Origin of the sequence: Streptomyces sp. NBC_01268, assembly GCF_036240795.1 — a bacterium.
GTDB lineage: Bacteria > Actinomycetota > Actinomycetes > Streptomycetales > Streptomycetaceae > Streptomyces.
The window spans coordinates 7888371-7905914 of record NZ_CP108454.1 but is presented as its reverse complement, the minus strand read 5'-3'; the positions used below and the strand labels follow the sequence as shown (position 1 = coordinate 7905914).

The 17544-nt window shown below is 74.4% G+C and carries 18 protein-coding genes; 13 read left to right on the top strand and 5 right to left on the bottom strand.

The features are described 5' to 3' along the window. Positions 1-47: 47 nt before the first annotated feature. The 8 genes from OG309_RS35340 to OG309_RS35305 all read left to right on the top strand — a co-directional run bounded on the left by OG309_RS35340 (position 48) and on the right by OG309_RS35305 (position 7758). The gene (locus OG309_RS35340) at positions 48-632 is read left to right on the top strand and encodes a TMEM165/GDT1 family protein (RefSeq protein WP_329427293.1); all 585 of its coding nucleotides are present in this window, start codon (positions 48-50) and stop codon (positions 630-632) included. 140 nt (positions 633-772) lie between these two features. Continuing rightward, positions 773-1303 (top strand): hemerythrin domain-containing protein, encoded by a 531-nt coding sequence (locus OG309_RS35335; protein WP_329427291.1) that lies wholly within the window; start codon positions 773-775, stop codon positions 1301-1303. A 43-nt stretch (positions 1304-1346) separates the two neighbouring features. Then, positions 1347-1988: a TetR/AcrR family transcriptional regulator gene (locus OG309_RS35330; RefSeq protein ID WP_329427289.1), complete on the top strand. Its 642-nt coding sequence runs from the start codon at positions 1347-1349 to the stop codon at positions 1986-1988. Beyond that, entirely contained in the window at positions 1972-3624 is a 1653-nt protein-coding gene (locus OG309_RS35325; RefSeq protein WP_329427288.1) for an acyl-CoA dehydrogenase family protein, read from the top strand. Before OG309_RS35330 ends, OG309_RS35325 begins: the two co-directional genes overlap by 17 nt. Before the next feature lie 113 nt (positions 3625-3737). Next, on the top strand, positions 3738-5090 hold the full coding sequence (locus OG309_RS35320; protein ID WP_329427286.1) for a M20 metallopeptidase family protein: 1353 nt from the start codon (positions 3738-3740) through the stop codon (positions 5088-5090). A 110-nt stretch (positions 5091-5200) separates the two neighbouring features. After that, on the top strand, positions 5201-5479 hold the full coding sequence (locus OG309_RS35315) for a polyprenyl synthetase (RefSeq protein ID WP_329427284.1): 279 nt from the start codon (positions 5201-5203) through the stop codon (positions 5477-5479). After that, positions 5472-6542, top strand: coding sequence for a polyprenyl synthetase family protein (locus tag OG309_RS35310; protein WP_329427283.1), 1071 nt, complete (start codon positions 5472-5474; stop codon positions 6540-6542). The genes OG309_RS35315 and OG309_RS35310 overlap by 8 nt, the downstream gene beginning before the upstream one ends. A 52-nt stretch (positions 6543-6594) precedes the next feature. Then, positions 6595-7758 (top strand): oxygenase MpaB family protein, encoded by a 1164-nt coding sequence (locus OG309_RS35305; protein ID WP_329427281.1) that lies wholly within the window; start codon positions 6595-6597, stop codon positions 7756-7758. A gap of 2 nt (positions 7759-7760) precedes the next feature. Here the strand turns inward: OG309_RS35305 and OG309_RS35300 are convergent, their stop codons facing one another. Then, positions 7761-8639: a DMT family transporter gene (locus OG309_RS35300; RefSeq protein ID WP_329427279.1), complete on the bottom strand. Its 879-nt coding sequence runs from the start codon at positions 8637-8639 to the stop codon at positions 7761-7763. A gap of 4 nt (positions 8640-8643) precedes the next feature. Beyond that, positions 8644-9558, bottom strand: a complete 915-nt coding sequence (locus tag OG309_RS35295) for a LysR family transcriptional regulator (RefSeq protein WP_329427278.1) — start codon at positions 9556-9558, stop codon at positions 8644-8646. Between the two features lie 89 nt (positions 9559-9647). Between OG309_RS35295 and OG309_RS35290 the strand changes: the two genes are divergently transcribed. From OG309_RS35290 to OG309_RS35280, 3 genes are all read left to right on the top strand, one after another. Next, the gene (locus OG309_RS35290) at positions 9648-10925 is read left to right on the top strand and encodes an MFS transporter (protein ID WP_329427276.1); all 1278 of its coding nucleotides are present in this window, start codon (positions 9648-9650) and stop codon (positions 10923-10925) included. Positions 10926-11007: 82 nt separating this feature from the next. Continuing rightward, positions 11008-11340 (top strand): cupin, encoded by a 333-nt coding sequence (locus OG309_RS35285; RefSeq protein ID WP_329427274.1) that lies wholly within the window; start codon positions 11008-11010, stop codon positions 11338-11340. Positions 11341-11451: 111 nt separating this feature from the next. Further along, a complete protein-coding gene (locus OG309_RS35280; protein WP_329428716.1) occupies positions 11452-12213 on the top strand; it encodes a class I SAM-dependent methyltransferase in 762 nt (253 codons plus the stop codon). A 37-nt stretch (positions 12214-12250) separates the two neighbouring features. Here OG309_RS35280 and OG309_RS35275 read toward each other — a convergent pair whose 3' ends face one another. After that, entirely contained in the window at positions 12251-12853 is a 603-nt protein-coding gene (locus OG309_RS35275; RefSeq protein WP_329427272.1) for a tetratricopeptide repeat protein, read from the bottom strand. 175 nt (positions 12854-13028) lie between these two features. Between OG309_RS35275 and OG309_RS35270 the strand changes: the two genes are divergently transcribed. After that, a complete protein-coding gene (locus tag OG309_RS35270) occupies positions 13029-14627 on the top strand; it encodes an extracellular catalytic domain type 2 short-chain-length polyhydroxyalkanoate depolymerase (protein ID WP_329427271.1) in 1599 nt (532 codons plus the stop codon). Between the two features lie 64 nt (positions 14628-14691). Here the strand turns inward: OG309_RS35270 and OG309_RS35265 are convergent, their stop codons facing one another. Further along, positions 14692-15489: a cache domain-containing protein gene (locus tag OG309_RS35265; RefSeq protein ID WP_329427269.1), complete on the bottom strand. Its 798-nt coding sequence runs from the start codon at positions 15487-15489 to the stop codon at positions 14692-14694. Beyond that, entirely contained in the window at positions 15440-16282 is an 843-nt protein-coding gene (locus tag OG309_RS35260; RefSeq protein WP_329427268.1) for a FadR/GntR family transcriptional regulator, read from the bottom strand. Before OG309_RS35260 ends, OG309_RS35265 begins: the two co-directional genes overlap by 50 nt. A 125-nt stretch (positions 16283-16407) precedes the next feature. Here OG309_RS35260 and OG309_RS35255 point away from each other — a divergent pair, with 125 nt between their 5' ends. Then, positions 16408-17502, top strand: coding sequence for an ABC transporter ATP-binding protein (locus OG309_RS35255; RefSeq protein WP_329427266.1), 1095 nt, complete (start codon positions 16408-16410; stop codon positions 17500-17502). Positions 17503-17544: the final 42 nt, after the last annotated feature.

Here is a 17544-nt window from a genome sequence, read left to right as displayed (position 1 = left end):
AGGCGCCGTGTCGGGCCCGGGCCCGGTCCGAGCAGAGAGCTCCCGGTATGCACCTCGACCCCTTGGCGATCATCACCGCCTTCGGGCTGATCTTCCTCGCCGAGCTTCCCGACAAGACGATGTTCGCGTCCCTCGCCATGGGCACGCGCATGCGTCCGCTGTACGTGTGGTTCGGCACCTCGACCGCGTTCATCGTCCATGTGGCCATCGCCGTGGGCGCCGGCAGCCTGCTCGGGCTCCTGCCCGGCTGGAGCGTCAAACTCGTCTCCGCCCTGATGTTCGGCTTCGGCGCCTTCATGCTGCTGCGCGCCGGGGACGACGAGGAGGAGGGCGACGCCGGCGGCAAGACCGTGACCGGTTTCTGGCCCGTCTACTCGACCGCCTTCATGGCCGTCTTCATCAGCGAGTGGGGCGACCTGACCCAGATCACCACGGCCAACCTCGCCGCCACCAACGGCACCTGGTCGACCGCGATCGGCTCCGCCGCCGCCCTGATGAGCGTGTCGGCCCTCGCGCTCGTCGCGGGCCGCTTCATCGCGAAGCGCGTCCCGCTCAAGACCGTGCAGCGGATCGGCGGCGTGTGCATGGCCGCGCTCGCGATCTGGTCGCTGGTGGAGGTCTTCACGGGCTGAGGCCGCCGGGGCGCGCGGGGCGACCCGGACGGCCGACGCCGCCACGGCTGCCGGAACGGCCGGACTGGCCGGACCGGCCGGACCGGCCGATGCAGCCGATCGGCCACCGAGGGGCATGCCCGCCTGCCTACCCTGCGGGCATGCCCCTCCGTCCTGAACCCTCCGACCGCCTCACGGCGTTCGGCAACCAACTCGTCGACGTCCACCTCTATCTCCGCGAGGAACTGGCCCGCCTGCGTGCGGACGTGGCCGCCCATCTCACCTCCGGCGGGGAGCGCCCGCGCGAACTGCGCGCCCACTGCCTCGCCTTCTGCTCCGCCCTCACCCGTCACCACACCGCCGAGGACGAGGGCGTCTTCCCCACCCTCGCCCGGCGCCACCCCGAGCTGCGGCCCGTCCTCGACGAGCTCTCCCGGGACCACGAGCAGGTGACCGAGCTCCTCCGGGCCGTCCGGAAGCTGGTCGACGGGCTCGGCGCGGGCCCCGAGCCGGACCCGGCCGAGGTGCGACGGATCAGCGGCGAGCTGGACGGCCTGGTCGCCCTGGTGGAGTCCCACTTCACGTACGAGGAGCGCAAGCTGGTCGCCGCCCTCAACGCGCTCGACGGGTCCGAAGGGGCACGGGACGCGGGCTTCGAGGACTTCGCGCTGCGCGATCTGACGCAGCCCTGAGCGGATCCTTGCTGAAGGACTGAATCACTGCTTCACTCCTTCCATGCCCTACCGACGCACGCCGGCGGTCCAGGCCCGCCTCGACGCCCAGCGCACCACCCTCGTCGAGGCGGGCCTCGGGCTGCTCGCCGAGCACGGCTACGCCGGCTGCACGATGGCCGCCGTGGCCGCGCGGGCGGGGATCGCCACCGGCAGTGTGTACCGCCACTTCCCCAGCAAGGCCGAGCTCTCCGTCGAGCTCTTCCGCACGGTCGTCGGGCGCGAGGTCGCCGCCGTCTCCGAGGCCGCCGCCCTGGGCGCGCACCGGGGCTCCGCCGACCGCGTGGTGGCCGTCATAGAGACCTTCGCGACCCGGGCCCTGAAGGCGCCCCGGCTCGCCTACGCGCTGCTCGCCGAGCCGGTCGACCCGGCGGTCGACGCCGAGCGCCTCGTCTTCCGGCGCGCGTTCCGCGACGTCTTCGCCGCGCTCGTCACCACCGGCGTCGAGAGCGGCGAACTCCCGCCCCAGGACCCCCGGCTGACCGCCTCCGCGCTCGTGGGCGCGGGAGCCGAGGCCCTCATCGGCCCCCTGACCGGCCCGTCCGCCGGGGAGACGGGCGGGGAGGCCGTGGGGCCCGGCACCGTACCCGCCCTGGTCACCTTCACCCTCCGAGCTCTGGGAGTTCCCGATGCCCACCACGCATGAGGTCACCAACCAAGTCCCGCCGCTGACCGGTCACGACGTCTCGGCCGACTCCGCGCTCCTGGAGGCACTGCGGCGCGAGGGCGCCGAGTGGGCGGAGACCGACGTCCGGGAGCTGGGCGTGATGGCGGGCGGGCAGCAGGCGCAGGAGTGGGGGCGGCTCGCCGAGCGGCACTCGCCGGTGCTGCACACCCACGACCGGTACGGCCACCGGATCGACGAGGTCGAGTTCCACCCGTACTGGCACGAGCTGATGAACGTGGCCGTGCAGCACGGCCTGCACGGCGCGCCCTGGGCCGACGGCCGAGCGGGCGCGCACGTCGCCCGCGCCGCGAAGGTGTTCGTGTGGGGTCAGGCCGACCCGGGCCACCTGTGTCCGATCTCGATGACGTACGCCGCGGTGCCCGCGCTGCGGGCCGAGCCGGAGCTCGCCGCGGTCTACGAGCCGCTGCTCACCTCCCCCTCGTACGACTTCGGGCTGCGGGTCCCGACGGACAAGCGCGGGATCATCGCCGGGATGTCGATGACCGAGAAGCAGGGCGGTTCGGACGTCCGCGCCAACACCACCCGGGCGGTGCCGACGGGCGAGGCCGGGACGTACGCGCTGACCGGGCACAAGTGGTTCACGTCGGCGCCGATGTCGGACGTCTTCCTGACCCTCGCGCAGGCCCCGGGCGGGCTGTCCTGCTTCCTGGTGCCGAGGGTGCTGCCGGACGGCTCGCGCAACGCCATCCGCTTCCAGCGGCTCAAGGACAAGCTGGGCAACCGCTCCAACGCCTCCAGCGAGATCGAGTACGAGGGCGCGCTCGGGCACCTCGTCGGCGAGGAGGGCCGCGGGGTCGCCACCATCATCCGGATGGTGAACATGACCCGGCTCGACTGCGCCGTCAGCTCGGCCTCCGGGATGCGGCAGGGGCTCGTCCAGGCCGTGCACCACGCGACGCACCGCAGCGCGTTCGGCGCCCGCCTCGTCGACCAGCCGCTGATGACCAACGTCCTCGCGGACCTGGCGGTCGAGGCCGAGGCCGCGACGGTCGCCGCGATGCGCCTCGCGGGCGCGGTGGACCGGGCGACGGCCGGGGACGCCGAGGAGGAGCAGCTGCGCCGCCTCGGTCTCGCGGTCACGAAGTACTGGGTGTGCAAGCGCGCCCCCGCCCACGCGGCCGAGGCCCTGGAGTGCCTGGGCGGCAACGGCTACGTCGAGGACTCGGGGCTCCCCCGCCTCTACCGCGAGTCGCCGCTCCCCTCCATCTGGGAGGGCTCGGGCAACGTGGCCGCGCTGGACGTGCTGCGCGCGATGGCCCGTCAGCCCGAGGCGGTGGAGGCCTTCTTCGCGGAGGTCGACCGCGCGGCGGGCACCGACCGGCGCCTGGACGCGGCGACGGCCCGCCTCCGCAAGGACCTCGCGGGCCTCGGCGACCTGGACGCCCTCCAGTACCGCGCCCGCCGGATCGTCGAGCACCTCGCCCTCGTCCTCCAGGGCTCGCTCCTCGTCCGGCACGGGCACCCGGCCGTCGCCGACGCCTTCTGCGCCTCCCGCCTGGACGGTGACTGGGGCATCGCCTTCGGCACCCTGCCGCCGGGCCTGGACACGGCGGCGATCATCGAGCGGGGCGCCCCCGGCTTCCCGTCGGCCTGACCGGACTCTCCGGGGCCGCCCCCGCACGACCGGGTCCGGGCGCACCGGGCCCGGTCGCGTGGCAGTCTGGTGGCGCACGTCCCCACCCTCAGTCATGGCGAGACGGAGGCCCTGTGAGCACGGAACCGCACCTCGACGGGAACGCCGGGACCGAAGGAACCGACCGGGCCGACCGGGCCGACCGGGCCGACCGGATCCTCGAAGAGCTGGACCGGAGCGCGGAGAGGACGGCGCCCCAGGTGATCGCCTGGCGCCGTCATCTGCACCGGCATCCGGAGCTGTCCAACCGCGAGGTCGAGACCGCCCGTCTCGTCGCGGACCACCTGCGCGGGCTCGGTCTGGACGAGGTCCGCACCGGCATCGCCGGGCACGGGGTGGTGGGCGTGCTGCGGGGCGGCCTGCCGGGCCCGCGCACGGTGGCACTGAGGGCCGACATCGACGCCCTGCCCGTGAAGGACCTGTGCGGCACCGACTTCGCCTCCGAGGCCGTCGACGCGGACTACCCCGGCGGCCCGTTCCCCGTCTCGCACGCCTGCGGGCACGACTGCCACACCGCGATGCTGATGGGCGCGGCGACCGTCCTCGCCGGGGTGCGCGAACGGCTCCCCGGGACCGTGCTGTTCGTCTTCCAGCCCGCCGAGGAGGGGCCGCCGGTCACCGAGGAGGGCGGGGCGCGGGCGATGCTGGCGGCGGGCGCGTTCACCGATCCGGTGCCTTCGATGGTGTTCGGGATGCACGTCACGCCGTATCCCAAGGGGTACGTGGGCTACCGCGTCGGCAACCAGTACGCGGCGTCCACGCTCGTGCGGATCGTCGTGACCGGCGAGCAGGTGCACGGCTCGACGCCGTGGCAGGGTGTCGACCCGATGCCGGCGGCCGGCGGCATCATGACCGGCATCGGGCAGATCTACCGCCAGGTCTCCGCCTTCGACCCGGTCACCGTGACGATCGGGCACGTCGAGGACGTCGGCCGCTTCAACATCATCGGCCAGACCGTCACCCTGTGGGGGACGGTCCGCTGCGCGGTGGAGTCCGACATGGCGGAGGTCCAGCGGCGGCTGACGACGCTCGCCGAGCACACGGCGGCGGCGTACGGCGCCACCGCGGCCGTGGACTACCTCCAGGCGGTGCCGCCGGTGCACAACACCGCCGCGTGGGTGGCCGCCGGCCTGCCGACGCTGCGGCGCGTCGTCGGTGCGGAGCGGGTCGTGGAGACCGGCGCGACCCTGGGCTACGACGACGTCTCCGAGTTCGTGAACCGCTTCGGCGGCCTGTACGTGATGCTCGGCGTCCAGGACGCGACCCTCGACGCCGACGGGCGCCCGGTCCCCGAGCCGGACGGCCGCGGCCTCGTCACCAACCACAACCCGCGCTTCTACGCCGACGACGCCACCCTGGTGACCGGGGTCCGGCTGCACGCGCAGGTCGCGTACGCCCACCTCACCGGTGCGCTGACGGCCGGATGACGCCCCGGACGACGACCGGAAAGCGCTTCACTCGTTCGTGAGTTCCGGCGTTCTCCCTCTGCCACACCGCGCCACGCTGGGACGGACGGTTCCGACGGTGGGAGGACGACATGACGGGGGACGCGGGGCACCGCGAAGGCCTGGACGACCAGGCCCTGTTGCTCGTGGCGGGACTCGCCGATCTGGCGATCGGCACGCTGGGGTCGGCGCTCGGCACGTTCCGGGGGCTGCTGCGCCGTTCGGACACGGCGGAGCTGGCCTCGGACGCCGAGCGGGACCTGATGGCGCGCGGGCGCCTCGCCCTGGACCGGTACGCCGCCGCGCCGCCGCCCCATCTGGAGGTGCTCGCCCGGCACGTGGTGGCTCGCCGGGGCACCGACGATGTCTGAGGCCTGGGACCCGGCCGGGTTCAAGGCCCGGGTCGACACGGCGCTGCACCGGTTCGTCGCCCAGGAGGCCGATCTTCTGGCGGAGGTCGACCCCGCCCTGGAACCGGTGGCCGTCGAGCTGGAGACGGCGGTCGCGGCGGGCAAGCGGCTGCGGGCGGCGTTCTGCTACTGGGGCTGGCGCGGCGCCGGGCAGCCGGACAGCGAGGCCCTCGTGCGGGCGGCGGCCGCCCTGGAGCTGGTCCACGCGGCGGCCGTCGTGCACGACGACCTCGTCGACGACAGCCCGCTGCGGCACGGCCGGCCCACCGCGCACCTGGCGTTGCGCGCCGCCGTGCCGCACCATCCGGGGGCCGACGGCGCCGCCCGGTCGCTCGCGATGCTGCTGGGCGATCTGCTGATGTCGCTGGCCGGACAGTTGTTCGTGACCAGCGGCCTGCCCGCCGCCTACCTCGGCCGGGCCCGCCCGCTGTGGGCGCTGCTCGCGCGGGAGCTGGTCGCGGGCGAGTGCCTGGAGATCCTGCACACGGGTGCCGTCCCGGACACGGAGGCCTCGCTGAAGGTGATCCGCTACAAGACGGCCAAGTACACCGTGGAGCAGCCCCTGCTGATCGGCGGCGCCCTCGCCGGGGCCGGGCGGCCGCTGGGAGAGGGGTACGCGGCGTACGGGCTGCCGCTGGGCGAGGCGTTCCAGCTGCGGGACGACCTGCTCGGGCTGTTCGGCGACCCCGAGCGCACCGGCAAGGCCAACGGCGACGACCTGCGCGGCCACCGTCCCACGGCGCTCCTCGCGGAGACCTGGCGGCTCGCCGGTCCGGGCGAGCGCGACCGGCTGCGCGCCCTCCTGGGGCGGGACGGTCCGGGCGGGAACGCGGGGACGGAGCACGGCGCCCTGGACGAGGTCCGTGCGCTGATGCTCCGGCTGAAGGCGCCCGACCGGGTCGAGGAGATGATCGCCGCGCGGGTCGAGGAGGCGCTGGGCGCACTCGACGGCCTCGACGTGCCCCCGGCGAGCGCCGCCGCGCTGACCGCGCTCGCCCACTCGGCCGCGATCCGGCCGTCCTGACCGCCGCGCCCGCCCTCCCCCACCACCTCCCCGAGCCCGAAGGAGCCCCCGTATGCCTTCCACCGACGCGTCCCACGACGCCCTGCGCCGGGCCGGCGACGAACTCGCCGACGCCACCGTCGCCACGCTCTTCGAACGCGGAGAGGTGGGCAAGTTCAACACCCTGATGCGGTACGTCTCCGTCGCGGGCGCTCCGCTGCCGGACGGGCTGCCCGAGGTGGCGCGCGAGTACCTGCACGTCACGAGCGCGGCTCCGGCGTGGGTGGACTGGGAGGAGATGGAGAAGGCCCGGCTGTTCTTCATCGACAACGACGTGCACATCACCACGGCGCTGTCCTTCGCCTCGATGCCCGCCTGCTACCTCGTCCCGCACGTGGCGAAGCTGCTGTCGACGACCCACGGCCTGAAGTACCCGTCGAAGCGGATGGCGGAGACCGGCCAGTTCACCGTGCACCTGATGCAGCCCGACGCGTTCGAGGCCGGCGGCCGTTTCATCCCCGCCGCCCAGAAGGTGCGGCTGCTGCACGCCTCGATCCGCCACCACCTCGTCCGCGAGGACCGCTGGGACACCGCCGCGCTGGGGGTGCCGATCTGTCAGGAGGACATGATCGGCGGGCAGATGTTCTTCTCCATCCTCGTGCTCGACAGCCTGCACCGGCTCGGTGTCCACATGTCGACCGAGGGGGCGGAGGCCTACTACTACGCGTGGAAGGTGGTCGGCGCCATCCTCGGGGTCGACCAGGACGCCGTGCCGCAGGACCTCACCGAGGCCCGCGCGTTCCTCGACCGGTACATGCTCCGGTACATGGGCCCGTCCGAGGAGGGCGCGGTGCTGACCCGGCAGCTCATCGACCTGTACGAGGAGGTCGTGCCCGGCACCTTCTTCGACCCGATCGTCTCCGCCCTCATCCGCTTCCTCGTCGGCGAGACCTCCGCCGACTGGCTCGAGGTCCCGCGCACCCCGTGGGACACCGTGGTCAAGGCCGTGCCGCACCTCCTGGGCGTCCTGGAGACCATCGAGGACCGCTCCCCGCTCGGCGCCTGGGCCCTCGACCGGATCGGGCACCTCACCACGGTCTTCGAGCTGTCCTCGCTCACCCGGGGACGGGTCATGCACTACGCCATCCCCGAGCACCTCAAGGCCGACTTCGGGGTCTCGTCCACGGTCCCCCGCTCCCGGCGCTGGACCCCGCCCGCGGCGGTGCTCGGGTCGTAGCGCTACGCGGGGCGCCGCCGCCACAGAGCGCCCACGTACACCCCGGCCAGGATCAGCGGCGTGCCCAGGAGCAGGGAGGACGTGAGGGGTTCGGCGTCGAGCCAGGCGGACAGCACGATCGTGACGACGGGAACGACGACGAAGACGTACGCGGCGCGGGACGCGTCCCAGTGGTGCAGCACGAAGAGGAAGAGCACGAAGGTGAGGACGGAACCGGCCAGCACCAGGTAGGCCAGCGCCCACCAGGTGGCGGTCCGTTCCGGGAGGCGCCAGGAGTCGCCGGCGGCGGCCGAGCCCGCGAAGAGGAGGACGGAGGCGGCGGTCATGCCGACGGCGTTCATGGTGACGGGATGCACCTCGGGCAGCCGCCGCACCAGCACCGCCCCCTGAGCGAAGCAGAGCATGCTGCCGAGGATCGCGAGGAACGACAGCACGGGCACCGAGCCGCTGAGCGGGGCACGGGAGATGACGGCGACCCCTGCGGCGGCGAGGAGGGTCCCTACGGCGGCGGCCGGCCGGAAGCGTTCGAGGCGCTGGGCGACGGCGAGGAGGAGGGTGGCGAGCGGGGTCAGCGCGAGGAGCGTCTGGGCGAGTCCGGCGTGGACGTGGACGAGGGCGTAGTACGCGAGGGCGAACGTCACGCCGAAGTCGAGGACGCCGAAGAGGGCCGCCCCGGCGAGGGCCTTCCCGCGCGGCAGCCGCAGGCCCATCACCGCCATGACGCCGATGAGGACGACGGAGGCCGCGCCGAAGCGGAGGGCCGCGCCCCACAGGGGGTCGAGCTCGCGGTTGCTGAAGCGGACCCCGACCGCGTTGCCGCCGGCGAGGAGCGCGGTGGCCGTGAACGCGGCGAGCGTCAGCCGGTCCTCGGCACGCTGCACCGCCTCACCGTAGACCCGGCGCCGTGCCGCTCCCCGCCGGGACACGCACCGCCGTCTCGACGAAGGCCCTGACCAGGGAGGACTCCGTGGCCGTCGGCCAGACGAGGCCGTACTCCAGGGGCGGGGCGTCGTGGAAGGGCACGTAGGCGACGCCGGGCCGCGGGTGGTAGCGGGCGCCGCGGGCCGCTCCCGGGGAGACGCCGCGGCCCGCACCGACCAGGGACAGCACCTCCTCCCAGGTGGCGGCCGAGGGGCCGTGCCCGACGGGTGCGCCGGAGGGGGTGCGGGTCGGGTAGTGGGCCTCGTGCCAGGCCCGGGGTTGGCCCGCACCGCTGGTCACCAGCGTCTGCCCCGCGAGGTCCTCCAGGCCCACGGAGGGACGGCGGGCCAGCGGGTGGCCGGAGGGGACGACGAGCACCCGGTCCTCGCGGATCAGGACCGGTCCGGTGGCGAGGCCGGGTACGGCGACCGGGAAGGTGGCGTACTGGAGGTCGAGTTCGCCCTCCTCGACCGGGCGGGTGCCGACGTCGAGGGGGATCTCGCGGAGGGTGATCTCGCAGCCGGGGTGGAGGGTGAGGAAGGCGTCCGCGGCGGCGGTGAGCAGGGCGCCGCCCCAGGGGGAGGCGAAGCCGACGCGCAGGGTGCCGAGCGTGCCGCGGCCGGCCGCCGTGGCGCGTTCGAGGGCGGCGAGGATCTGCCCGTGCGCGGGGCGGAGTTCCTCGTGGAGGCGGGCGCCGACGGGGGTGAGGCCGACGCTGCGGCTGGTGCGGACGAAGAGCGGGGTGCCGACGCGGCGCTCCAGCTTCTTGATCGTCTGGCTGATCCGGCCGGTGGAGACGCCGAGGAGTTCCGCGGTGCGCCCGAAGTGGAGCTCGTCGCCGAGGGTCAGGAACGCCTCGAGTTCATGCCGTTCGAGCACGGGACCGCTCCAATCGTTTAGCCTCGCTCAACGCCGATTGCATTGTTGCACCTTGATGCACGTGGGGGACCGGCGGAAGCCTGAGGGACGTGACGCTCCCCTCCTCCCGCGCCCGCACTCCCGTCCGAGCGGCGGCGCCCGCCGCCTCCGCCGTCGGCGCGACCGCTCCTGCTCCTGCTCCTGCTCCTGCTCCTGCTCCTGCTCCCGTGAACGTCCTCGCGCTCGCCGTCGCCGGTGCCGTGACGGTCGCGAACATCTACTTCCCACAGCCTCTGCTCGCCGCCGTCGCCCGTGGCCTCGACGTCTCCGACCGCACGGCGGGCCTCCTCGCCACCACGGCGCAGGCCGGGTACGCGCTGGGCATCCTGCTGCTCGTGCCGCTCGCCGACACCGCGCGGCTGCGCCGTCTGACCGGCACCCTGCTCGCCCTGACCAGTGGCGCGCTGCTGGTGGCGGCCGCCGCCCCGAACGCCCTCACGCTCCTGCTCGCGACCCTCGCCCTGTCGACGACGACCGTGCTGCCGCAGATCCTCACGCCGGTGGCGGCCGTCCTGGCGGGTGCCGAGCGGCGCGGCCGGGTGGTCGGCCTGATCGGCCTCGGCCTCACGCTCGGCTCCACCCTGTCCCGTACGGTCTCGGGCGCGGTGTCCGACGCGAGCGGCAGCTGGCGCACGGCCTACCTCGTGGCCGCCGTGGCCACGGCCGGCCTGTTGTGCGTGCTGCCGCGGGCCCTGCCGGAGCGGCTCGGCGTCCCGGGTGCGTGCCGGGTGCCGTACGGGCGGATGCTCGCCGGGCTGCCCCGGCTGCTCGGCGTGCACCGGGCGCTGCGGGTCTCGGCACTCGTCGGGGCGTGCGTGTTCGCCGCGTACAGCGTCTTCTGGGCCGCGCTCGTCTTCCATCTGGCGGCCCCGCCGCTGGGGTACGGGCCGGGGGCGGCGGGCCTGTTCGGGCTGCTGACCGTGCCTGCCGCGCTGGCCTCGGCGTACGCGGGGCCGCTCACCGACCGCTTCGGCACGGGCCGGGTCGGCCGCTGGGCCCTCGGCTGCGTGGGGCTCGGGCTGGCCGCCGCGGGCCTGGCGCCGTACGCGCCGGTGGCGCTGGCGGCGGGCGCCGGTCTCGTCGTCCTGGGCACGAGCGCCTGCCAGGTGGCGAACCAGGCCCGGGTGCTCGGCCTGGGGCGGGAGGTGGCGGCCCGGGTCAACACGGTCTTCATGCTGGCCACGTTCGGCGGCGGCGCGCTCGGCTCGCTGACGGCGGCCTGGCTGTACGGGGCGTACGGCTGGCGGGCGACGGTCCTCGGCGCCGCGTCGTTCACGGCGCTGGGCGTGCTGGCGGCCTCGTGGCGGCGGTCCGCCTTCCGGGCCTGACGGCGCCCGGGCCCCCGACTTGCGCCACGCCCGGCACACGGAAGGCTGGAGGTACCGGTCCGCGTCCCTCACAGGAGACACGATGCAGCAGCCCGCCCCCCTCGACCTGGGCGCCCTCGCCGACGAGCACCTGACCAAGGCCCGCACCGCGCCCCACGGGCGCAGCGCGCATCTGGTGGTGCACGACGGGGTGCTCCGTCAGAGCGTGATCGCCCTGACGGCGGGCACCTCCCTCGACGAGCACAACGCACCGCCCGCGGCGAGCCTCCAGGTCCTGCGCGGCCGCGTGGAACTGACGGCCTCGGGCCGCTCGGAGGAACTGGAGACGGGCGGACTCCAGATGATTCCCAAGGAACGGCACGGTCTGACGGCCCTGGAGGACGCGGTCGTGCTGCTGACGGCGGTGAACGACTAGCTCGCGTCCGTCCGGGAGCGCCGGCGGCGCGGCGCACCGGACGTCCGCCGCGACGGCGTTAGCGTCCCGAGGGTGACAGGAATCGATGCCGACCGGCGCTGGTCCGCGTCCATGCCGGTGGCGTACGAGCGGTACCTCGTTCCGGTGCTCTTCCGGCCCTTCGCCGAGGACCTGGCCGCCCGGGCGGCGGCCCTCCGCCCCCTCCGCGTCCTGGAGGTGGCGGCGGGGACGGGCGCGTTGACCGCCGGCCTCCTCGCGTCGGTGCCGTCGGCCCGGGTGACGGCCACCGACCTCAACGAGGCCATGGTCGCCTTCGGGGCGGCCCGGGTCCCGGGCGCGGTGTGGCGGCGGGCCGACGCGCAGCGGCTGCCGTTCCCCGACGGCGGCTTCGATCTGGTCGTCTGCCAGTTCGGCGTGATGTTCTTCCCCGACCGGGTCGCGGCCTTCGGCGAGGTCCGCCGCGTGCTGGCCCCGGGCGGCAGGTTCCTGTTCAACACCTGGGGACCGATCGCCTCGCACGGCTTCGACGACGCGGTGCAGGCAGGGCTCGAACGGGCCTTTCCCGTCGACCCGCCCCTGTTCCTCCCGAGCGTCCCGCACGGCTACGCGGACCCCTCCGTCGTGGCCGACGACCTGGCGGCGGCCGGCTTCGCCCTCGAGGAGGAGTGGGAGCTGACGCTCGAAGGCCGGGCCGCCTCGGCGGCCGACGTCGCCATCGGCTTCCTGACCGGGTCACCGGTGCGCGCGGCCGTCGAGGAGCGGGGCGGCGGACCGGACGAGCACGCCGTCGTCGTCGAGGAGACGACCGCCCGTCTGGGCCGGGGGCCGGTCACCGCCCCGATGACGGCGTACGTCTTCCTCGGCGCGGCCTGACACGGGCCGCGCCCCCGGCAGTCCGGCCCTCGCCCTCTCACTCCACGCGGTCGAGGTCCTCCGCGTAGTACTCGATGGCCTCGCGGTACTCGCGTACGAACGGGTCCGTGCTGGTCTGCGCGAGGAGGCGGAGCAGGATCCGGGTGGAGTCGTGGTGGCGGCCCGTGTTGTACAGGGCCATGGCCAGGAAGGCGCGCAGGGAGCCGTCCTCCGGGTACTCCTCCGTGCCCCGTCGCAGGGTGGCGACGGCCGCCTCGTGGCGGCCCAGGATGCGGTAGGTGCTGCCGAGTCCCAGGAACACCCCTCTGCGTTCCTCGGCCCCGAGGCCCTCTGCACCGGCGGCGAGTGCCTTCTCGTAGTACGGCACCGCCTCGGCCTCCAGGCCGAGCACGTCGTGGGCCCAGGCGGTCTGGTAGGCGATCTCGGGGTCGTCCGGGTGGCGCGCGGAGAGGACGAGGAGCCGGTCACGGGCCTCCTCGCGGCTGCCGCGCTCGCGCAGACCGATCGCCTCGGCCAGCAGGGCGTCTCGTTCCCGGGTGCCGGGGGAGGCTTCTTCCCGGGTGCTCCGGGGGGCGGCTTCCTCGGTGCTCAGGAGGCGGTCTTCCTGGGCCTTCGGGGGGCGGTCTTCCTCGCTGCTCATAGGCGCATCCTCGCAGCCCGGCGCGGTCGCTCCGACAGGGGCCGCCCCGGCTGCCAGGTCGTGGAACGCCATACTCCGGCCCGTTGTTTGTGGCTGCCCGGCCCATAGGGGGCGGGTTCCGGACACCTCTAGCCTCCGGCCCTGTCCCCACCTGCCGAGCCGCACAGGAGCCCCCATGCGCCCCTCACGTCCACGCCGCCTCGCGGCACTTCTGCTGTCCGCCGTCACCGCCCTGCTCCTCGCCGGGCCCGCGTCGCCCGCCGAGGCGGCGGCGCCCGCGCCGGTGCCGGGTGCCCTCACGCCGTACGCCATCGGCTCCGTCTACACCGCCGGGGTGTCCGCCGGCGGGTTCATGGCGACACAGCTGCACGTCGCGTACTCGGGCGAGATCTCCGGGTCGGCCGTCTTCGCCTCGGGCCCGTACAACTGCGCCCGGAACGCGCTGTCCACCGCACTCGACGCCTGCATGAACACGACGCAGGACCTCCAGCTCGCCGCGCTGGAGCAGACCACCCGCGACTGGTCGGCGCAGGGACTCGTCGACCCGGTGGCGAACCTGTCGGGCGACCCCGTGTACGTGTTCAGCGGGACGGGCGACACCACGGTGAAGCAGCCGGTGGCGACCGCGCTCGCCGACTTCTACGGGCACTTCGGGGCCCGCGTGCGCTACAACCGCTCCACCGCCGCCGGGCACGCGTGGATCAGTCCGCTCGGCCCCAACTCCTGCGCGGCGACGCAGAGTCCGTGGATCAACGACTGCGGGACCGACGCCGAACGGGAGCTGCTCGGGCAGCTCCTCGGCACGGTCTCCGCGCCCGCCGCCGCCCCTTCGGGCTCGCTGATCCGCTTCGACCAGAACGCTTACGCCCCGGGGGGCTCGGCCGCCGCCCTGTCGATGGGCGAGGACGGCTTCGCCTACGTGCCGAAGTCCTGCGCGGACGGCGCCGCCTGCACGCTGATGGTGGCGCTGCACGGCTGCAAGCAGGCGTACGGGTACCAGGGCTTCGGAAGCCGGTTCCTCGACGGGGCCCATCTGAACGAGTACGCGGACACCAACGGCATGATCGTGCTGTACCCGCAGGCCGCGGCGACCGGGACGCTGGAGAACCCCAACGCCTGTTGGAACTGGTGGGGTTACCTCGGGGACTCGGCGTACGCGCGGCACGGCGGGAAGCAGATCGAGGCCGTGATGGGGATGGTGCGGGCGCTGCGCGGCACGACGACGCCGCCCTCGGGCGGCGGCTCGGTGACGCTGTCGAGCGTGGACGCGCAGGACGGGTACGTGAAGGCGGCGGCGGACGGTTCGGGGGCGGTGCTCGGCACCCTGGAGGACTCCCTGGGCTTCGCGCTCGGCCGGGGCACCGACGGCAAGGTGAACCGCACGCTGCTCTCCTTCGACACGTCCGCGATCCCGGCGGGCAAGGAGATCACCCGGGCGTATCTGACGGTGGCCCGGTCGAGCGGCTCCGGGGACCCGTGGTCCTCGCCGGTCGGCAACCGGCTGCTCGCGGACGTCCGTACGGGCTGCTTCGGCGGCTGCGCGGTGGAGGCCGCCGACTGGGCGGCTCCTGCGACGGTCGCCGGGGCCGCGGAGTTCGGCGCGTTCTCGTCGGGGAGCGCGGTGTCCTCGGACCTGTCACCGGCGGCGCTCGCAGCCCTGGACCGCAGCGGGACGACGCAGGTGCGGCTCGGTTTCGCCTCCGCCCCGGCGGCGACGGCGTACCTCTTCGTCAACCAGGCGGCACCGGTGACGCTGACGGTCGAGTACCGCTAGCCCCTGGGTCCGGCTCCTGGTCCGGTGCGGGCCGCGGGCCGGACCGTGGTCCGGTGAGGGCCGTTCACCGTTCGGGGGTCACCAGCACCAGCGGGGTCCCCGCGCAGGGCGTCAGGTGCAGGTCGCCGTGGCGGTGGACGCCCGGCGGGGCCGCGAGGACGGCGGCGAAGTCGGGTCCCTTGGTGAGGGAGCCCGCGAGGTGACCCGGGTCGGTGGAGGCGGCGACCCGGCCGCGGGCGTTCACCAGGCGTGCGGGGACGGGCAGTTCCAGGAGCACGGGCAGGACGGCCGCCTCGAAGTGGCGCAGGTAGACGTCGGCGGCGGCCACCCCGACGAAGCGCCCGCCGACGTGGACGGGTGCGGAGAGCGTGAGGCTGTACTCGTCGGAGCAGAGGTAGTCGACGTACGGCCCGGCGACGGCGCGCTGCCCGGTCTCGCGGGGCAGCGCGTACCAGTCCCAGTGGGTGTAGTCGGAGTACGCGGAGTGCGCCGGGTCGAGGTCGAGCAGGAGCGGCCGGACGGTGCCGTCGGGACCGCGCTGCCACCACTCCAGCCAGGCCGGCACGTCGGCCAGGAGGCCGGGCGCGGCGACGAACCCGGCACCCGACACGAGGTCCTGGGCCGCGAGCCTGCCGTGCAGCCCGGGCCGGAGGGCGGCCAGGTCGGCGGAGAAGGGAGCGCGGCCGGTGCCACCGGCCGCCGTGAGCAGCGCCGCCGTGTCGGCGCGGGTGGCGGCGACGGCGGCGAAGACGTCCTCGAGCGTGTCGCGGACGCGCCGCCCGACGGCGTCGGGCCCGAGGACGCGGGCCGGGTCAGGGGCGGCGGCCCCCACGGGGTGGGCGAGCCCGGTACTCCTGGCCATCGGTGTCCTCCTCGGGACGCGGCTCGGGTGCGCGGGTGGGGGGAGCGAGCCGCAGGGCGACCAACCGGCCCACGGACTCGCGTACGCACTGCTCGGCCAGCATTCTTGCCCGCTCGTCGGCCTCATCCTGCACGGCGGAGATCACGGAGCGGTGACGATCCGCCACGCATTCGAGATACGCGGCGTCGTCGAGGACGAGCACGAGCAGGGCGCCCAACTCGGTCTGGAGCGCGATCTCCTCGCGGGTGAGGCGGGCCGACTGGGCGGCCGCGGCCAGCTCGACGTGGAAGCGTCCGTAGAGGCGGCTGCGGGTCGCGGGATCCTCGGCCGCGGCGAGCTCGTCGACGGTCCGGGAGAGCGGACGCAGGTCGCCGAGCTGGGTGCGCCGGGCGGCGAGGAGGGCGGCCGCTCCGGACACGGCGGCCCAGTGGTCGCCCAGGTCGCGCAGCTCCTCGGTGGACCAGTCGGCGAGGCGGGCGCGCAGCCGGTCCTCGGGCGGCCCTTCGGGGAGGGTGACGAAGCTGCCGCCGCCCCGGCCGCGGCGGGTGGTGACGAGTCCCTGCTGGCGCAGGGCCATGAGGGCCTCGCGCAGGGTCACGGTGGAGACGCCCAGCTGGGCGGCGAGCTCGGTCTCGCCGGGGAGTTGCTCGCCGTCGGCGAGGAGTCCGAGCTCGATGGCGTCGCCGAGCCTGCGCACCACGGTGTCGACCCGCGCACGGGTGTCGACGGGGGTGAACACGGTCCTGCGGGCGCTCCCCTGCGCGCCCGCGCCCTGTCTGCCGTCTGGCCTCACGGTGTACCACCTCGCGCGTTGACTCAGCCTTTACCTTAAGGGGGTCTTGAGATTTGAACTATGACTTCATATGTTTACGCTCACGCTCGTCACAACGCTCCACCGCACCAGAAAGGTTCCCGCCCATGGAGGGAATGGCGATCCGGCTCTCAGGACTGCGCAAGAGCTACGGCCGCACCGAGGCCGTGGCGGGGGTGGACCTGGAGATCGCCGACGGGGAGTTCTTCTCGATGCTCGGCCCCTCCGGCTCCGGCAAGACGACCGTGCTCCGGATGATCGCCGGGTTCGAGACCCCCGGTGCGGGCACGGTCGAGCTGGCCGGCCGGGACGTCACCCGGCTCGCCCCGTTCGAGCGGGACGTCCACACCGTCTTCCAGGACTACGCGCTCTTCCCGCACATGACGGTCGAACAGAACGTGGCCTACGGCCTGAAGGTGCGCAAGGTCGCCAAGGCCGAGCGTCTGGTCCGGGCCCGCGCCGCCCTCGCCCAGGTCCGCCTCGAAGGCCTGGGCAGGCGCCGGCCCGGCGAGCTCTCCGGCGGCCAGCGCCAGCGGGTCGCCCTCGCCCGCGCCCTCGTCGGGCGCCCGCGCGTGCTCCTCCTCGACGAACCGCTGGGCGCCCTCGACCTCAAGCTGCGCGAGCAGATGCAGGTGGAGCTCAAGGCGATCCAGCGGCAGGTCGGCATCACCTTCGTGTTCGTCACCCACGACCAGGAGGAGGCCCTGACCATGAGCGACCGGATCGCCGTCTTCCACCAGGGCCGGATCGAACAGGTCGGCTCCCCCGCCGAGATCTACGAGCGCCCCGCCACCCCCTTCGTCGCCGGCTTCGTCGGCACCTCCAACCTGCTCAGCGGCGCGAGCGCGCGGGCCGTCCTCGGCGCCTCCGGCACGTACAGCATCCGGCCGGAGAAGATCCGCGTCGTCAAGGACCCTGCCGCGCCCGCCGAGGCGGGCCACACGAGCACCGCTGGCACCGTCGCCGAGGTCGTCTACCTGGGCGACGCCACCCGTTTCCTCGTCGACCTCGACGCGGGCGGACGGCTCACCGCCGTCCAGCAGAACCTGGAGACCTCCTCCGCCGACCTCGCCGCCTTCCGGGGCGCCCGGGTGGGACTCCGGTGGGACCCACGGCACGCCGTGAGCGTTCCGGCACCCGTACCGGCCCCGTCCCCCGAGCCGGAGCGGACGGAGACCCCGACGGCCGAGCCCCGGACCTAGTCGGGGCGGCCCCCGGATGGCCCCGGGCACCCCCGTACCGCA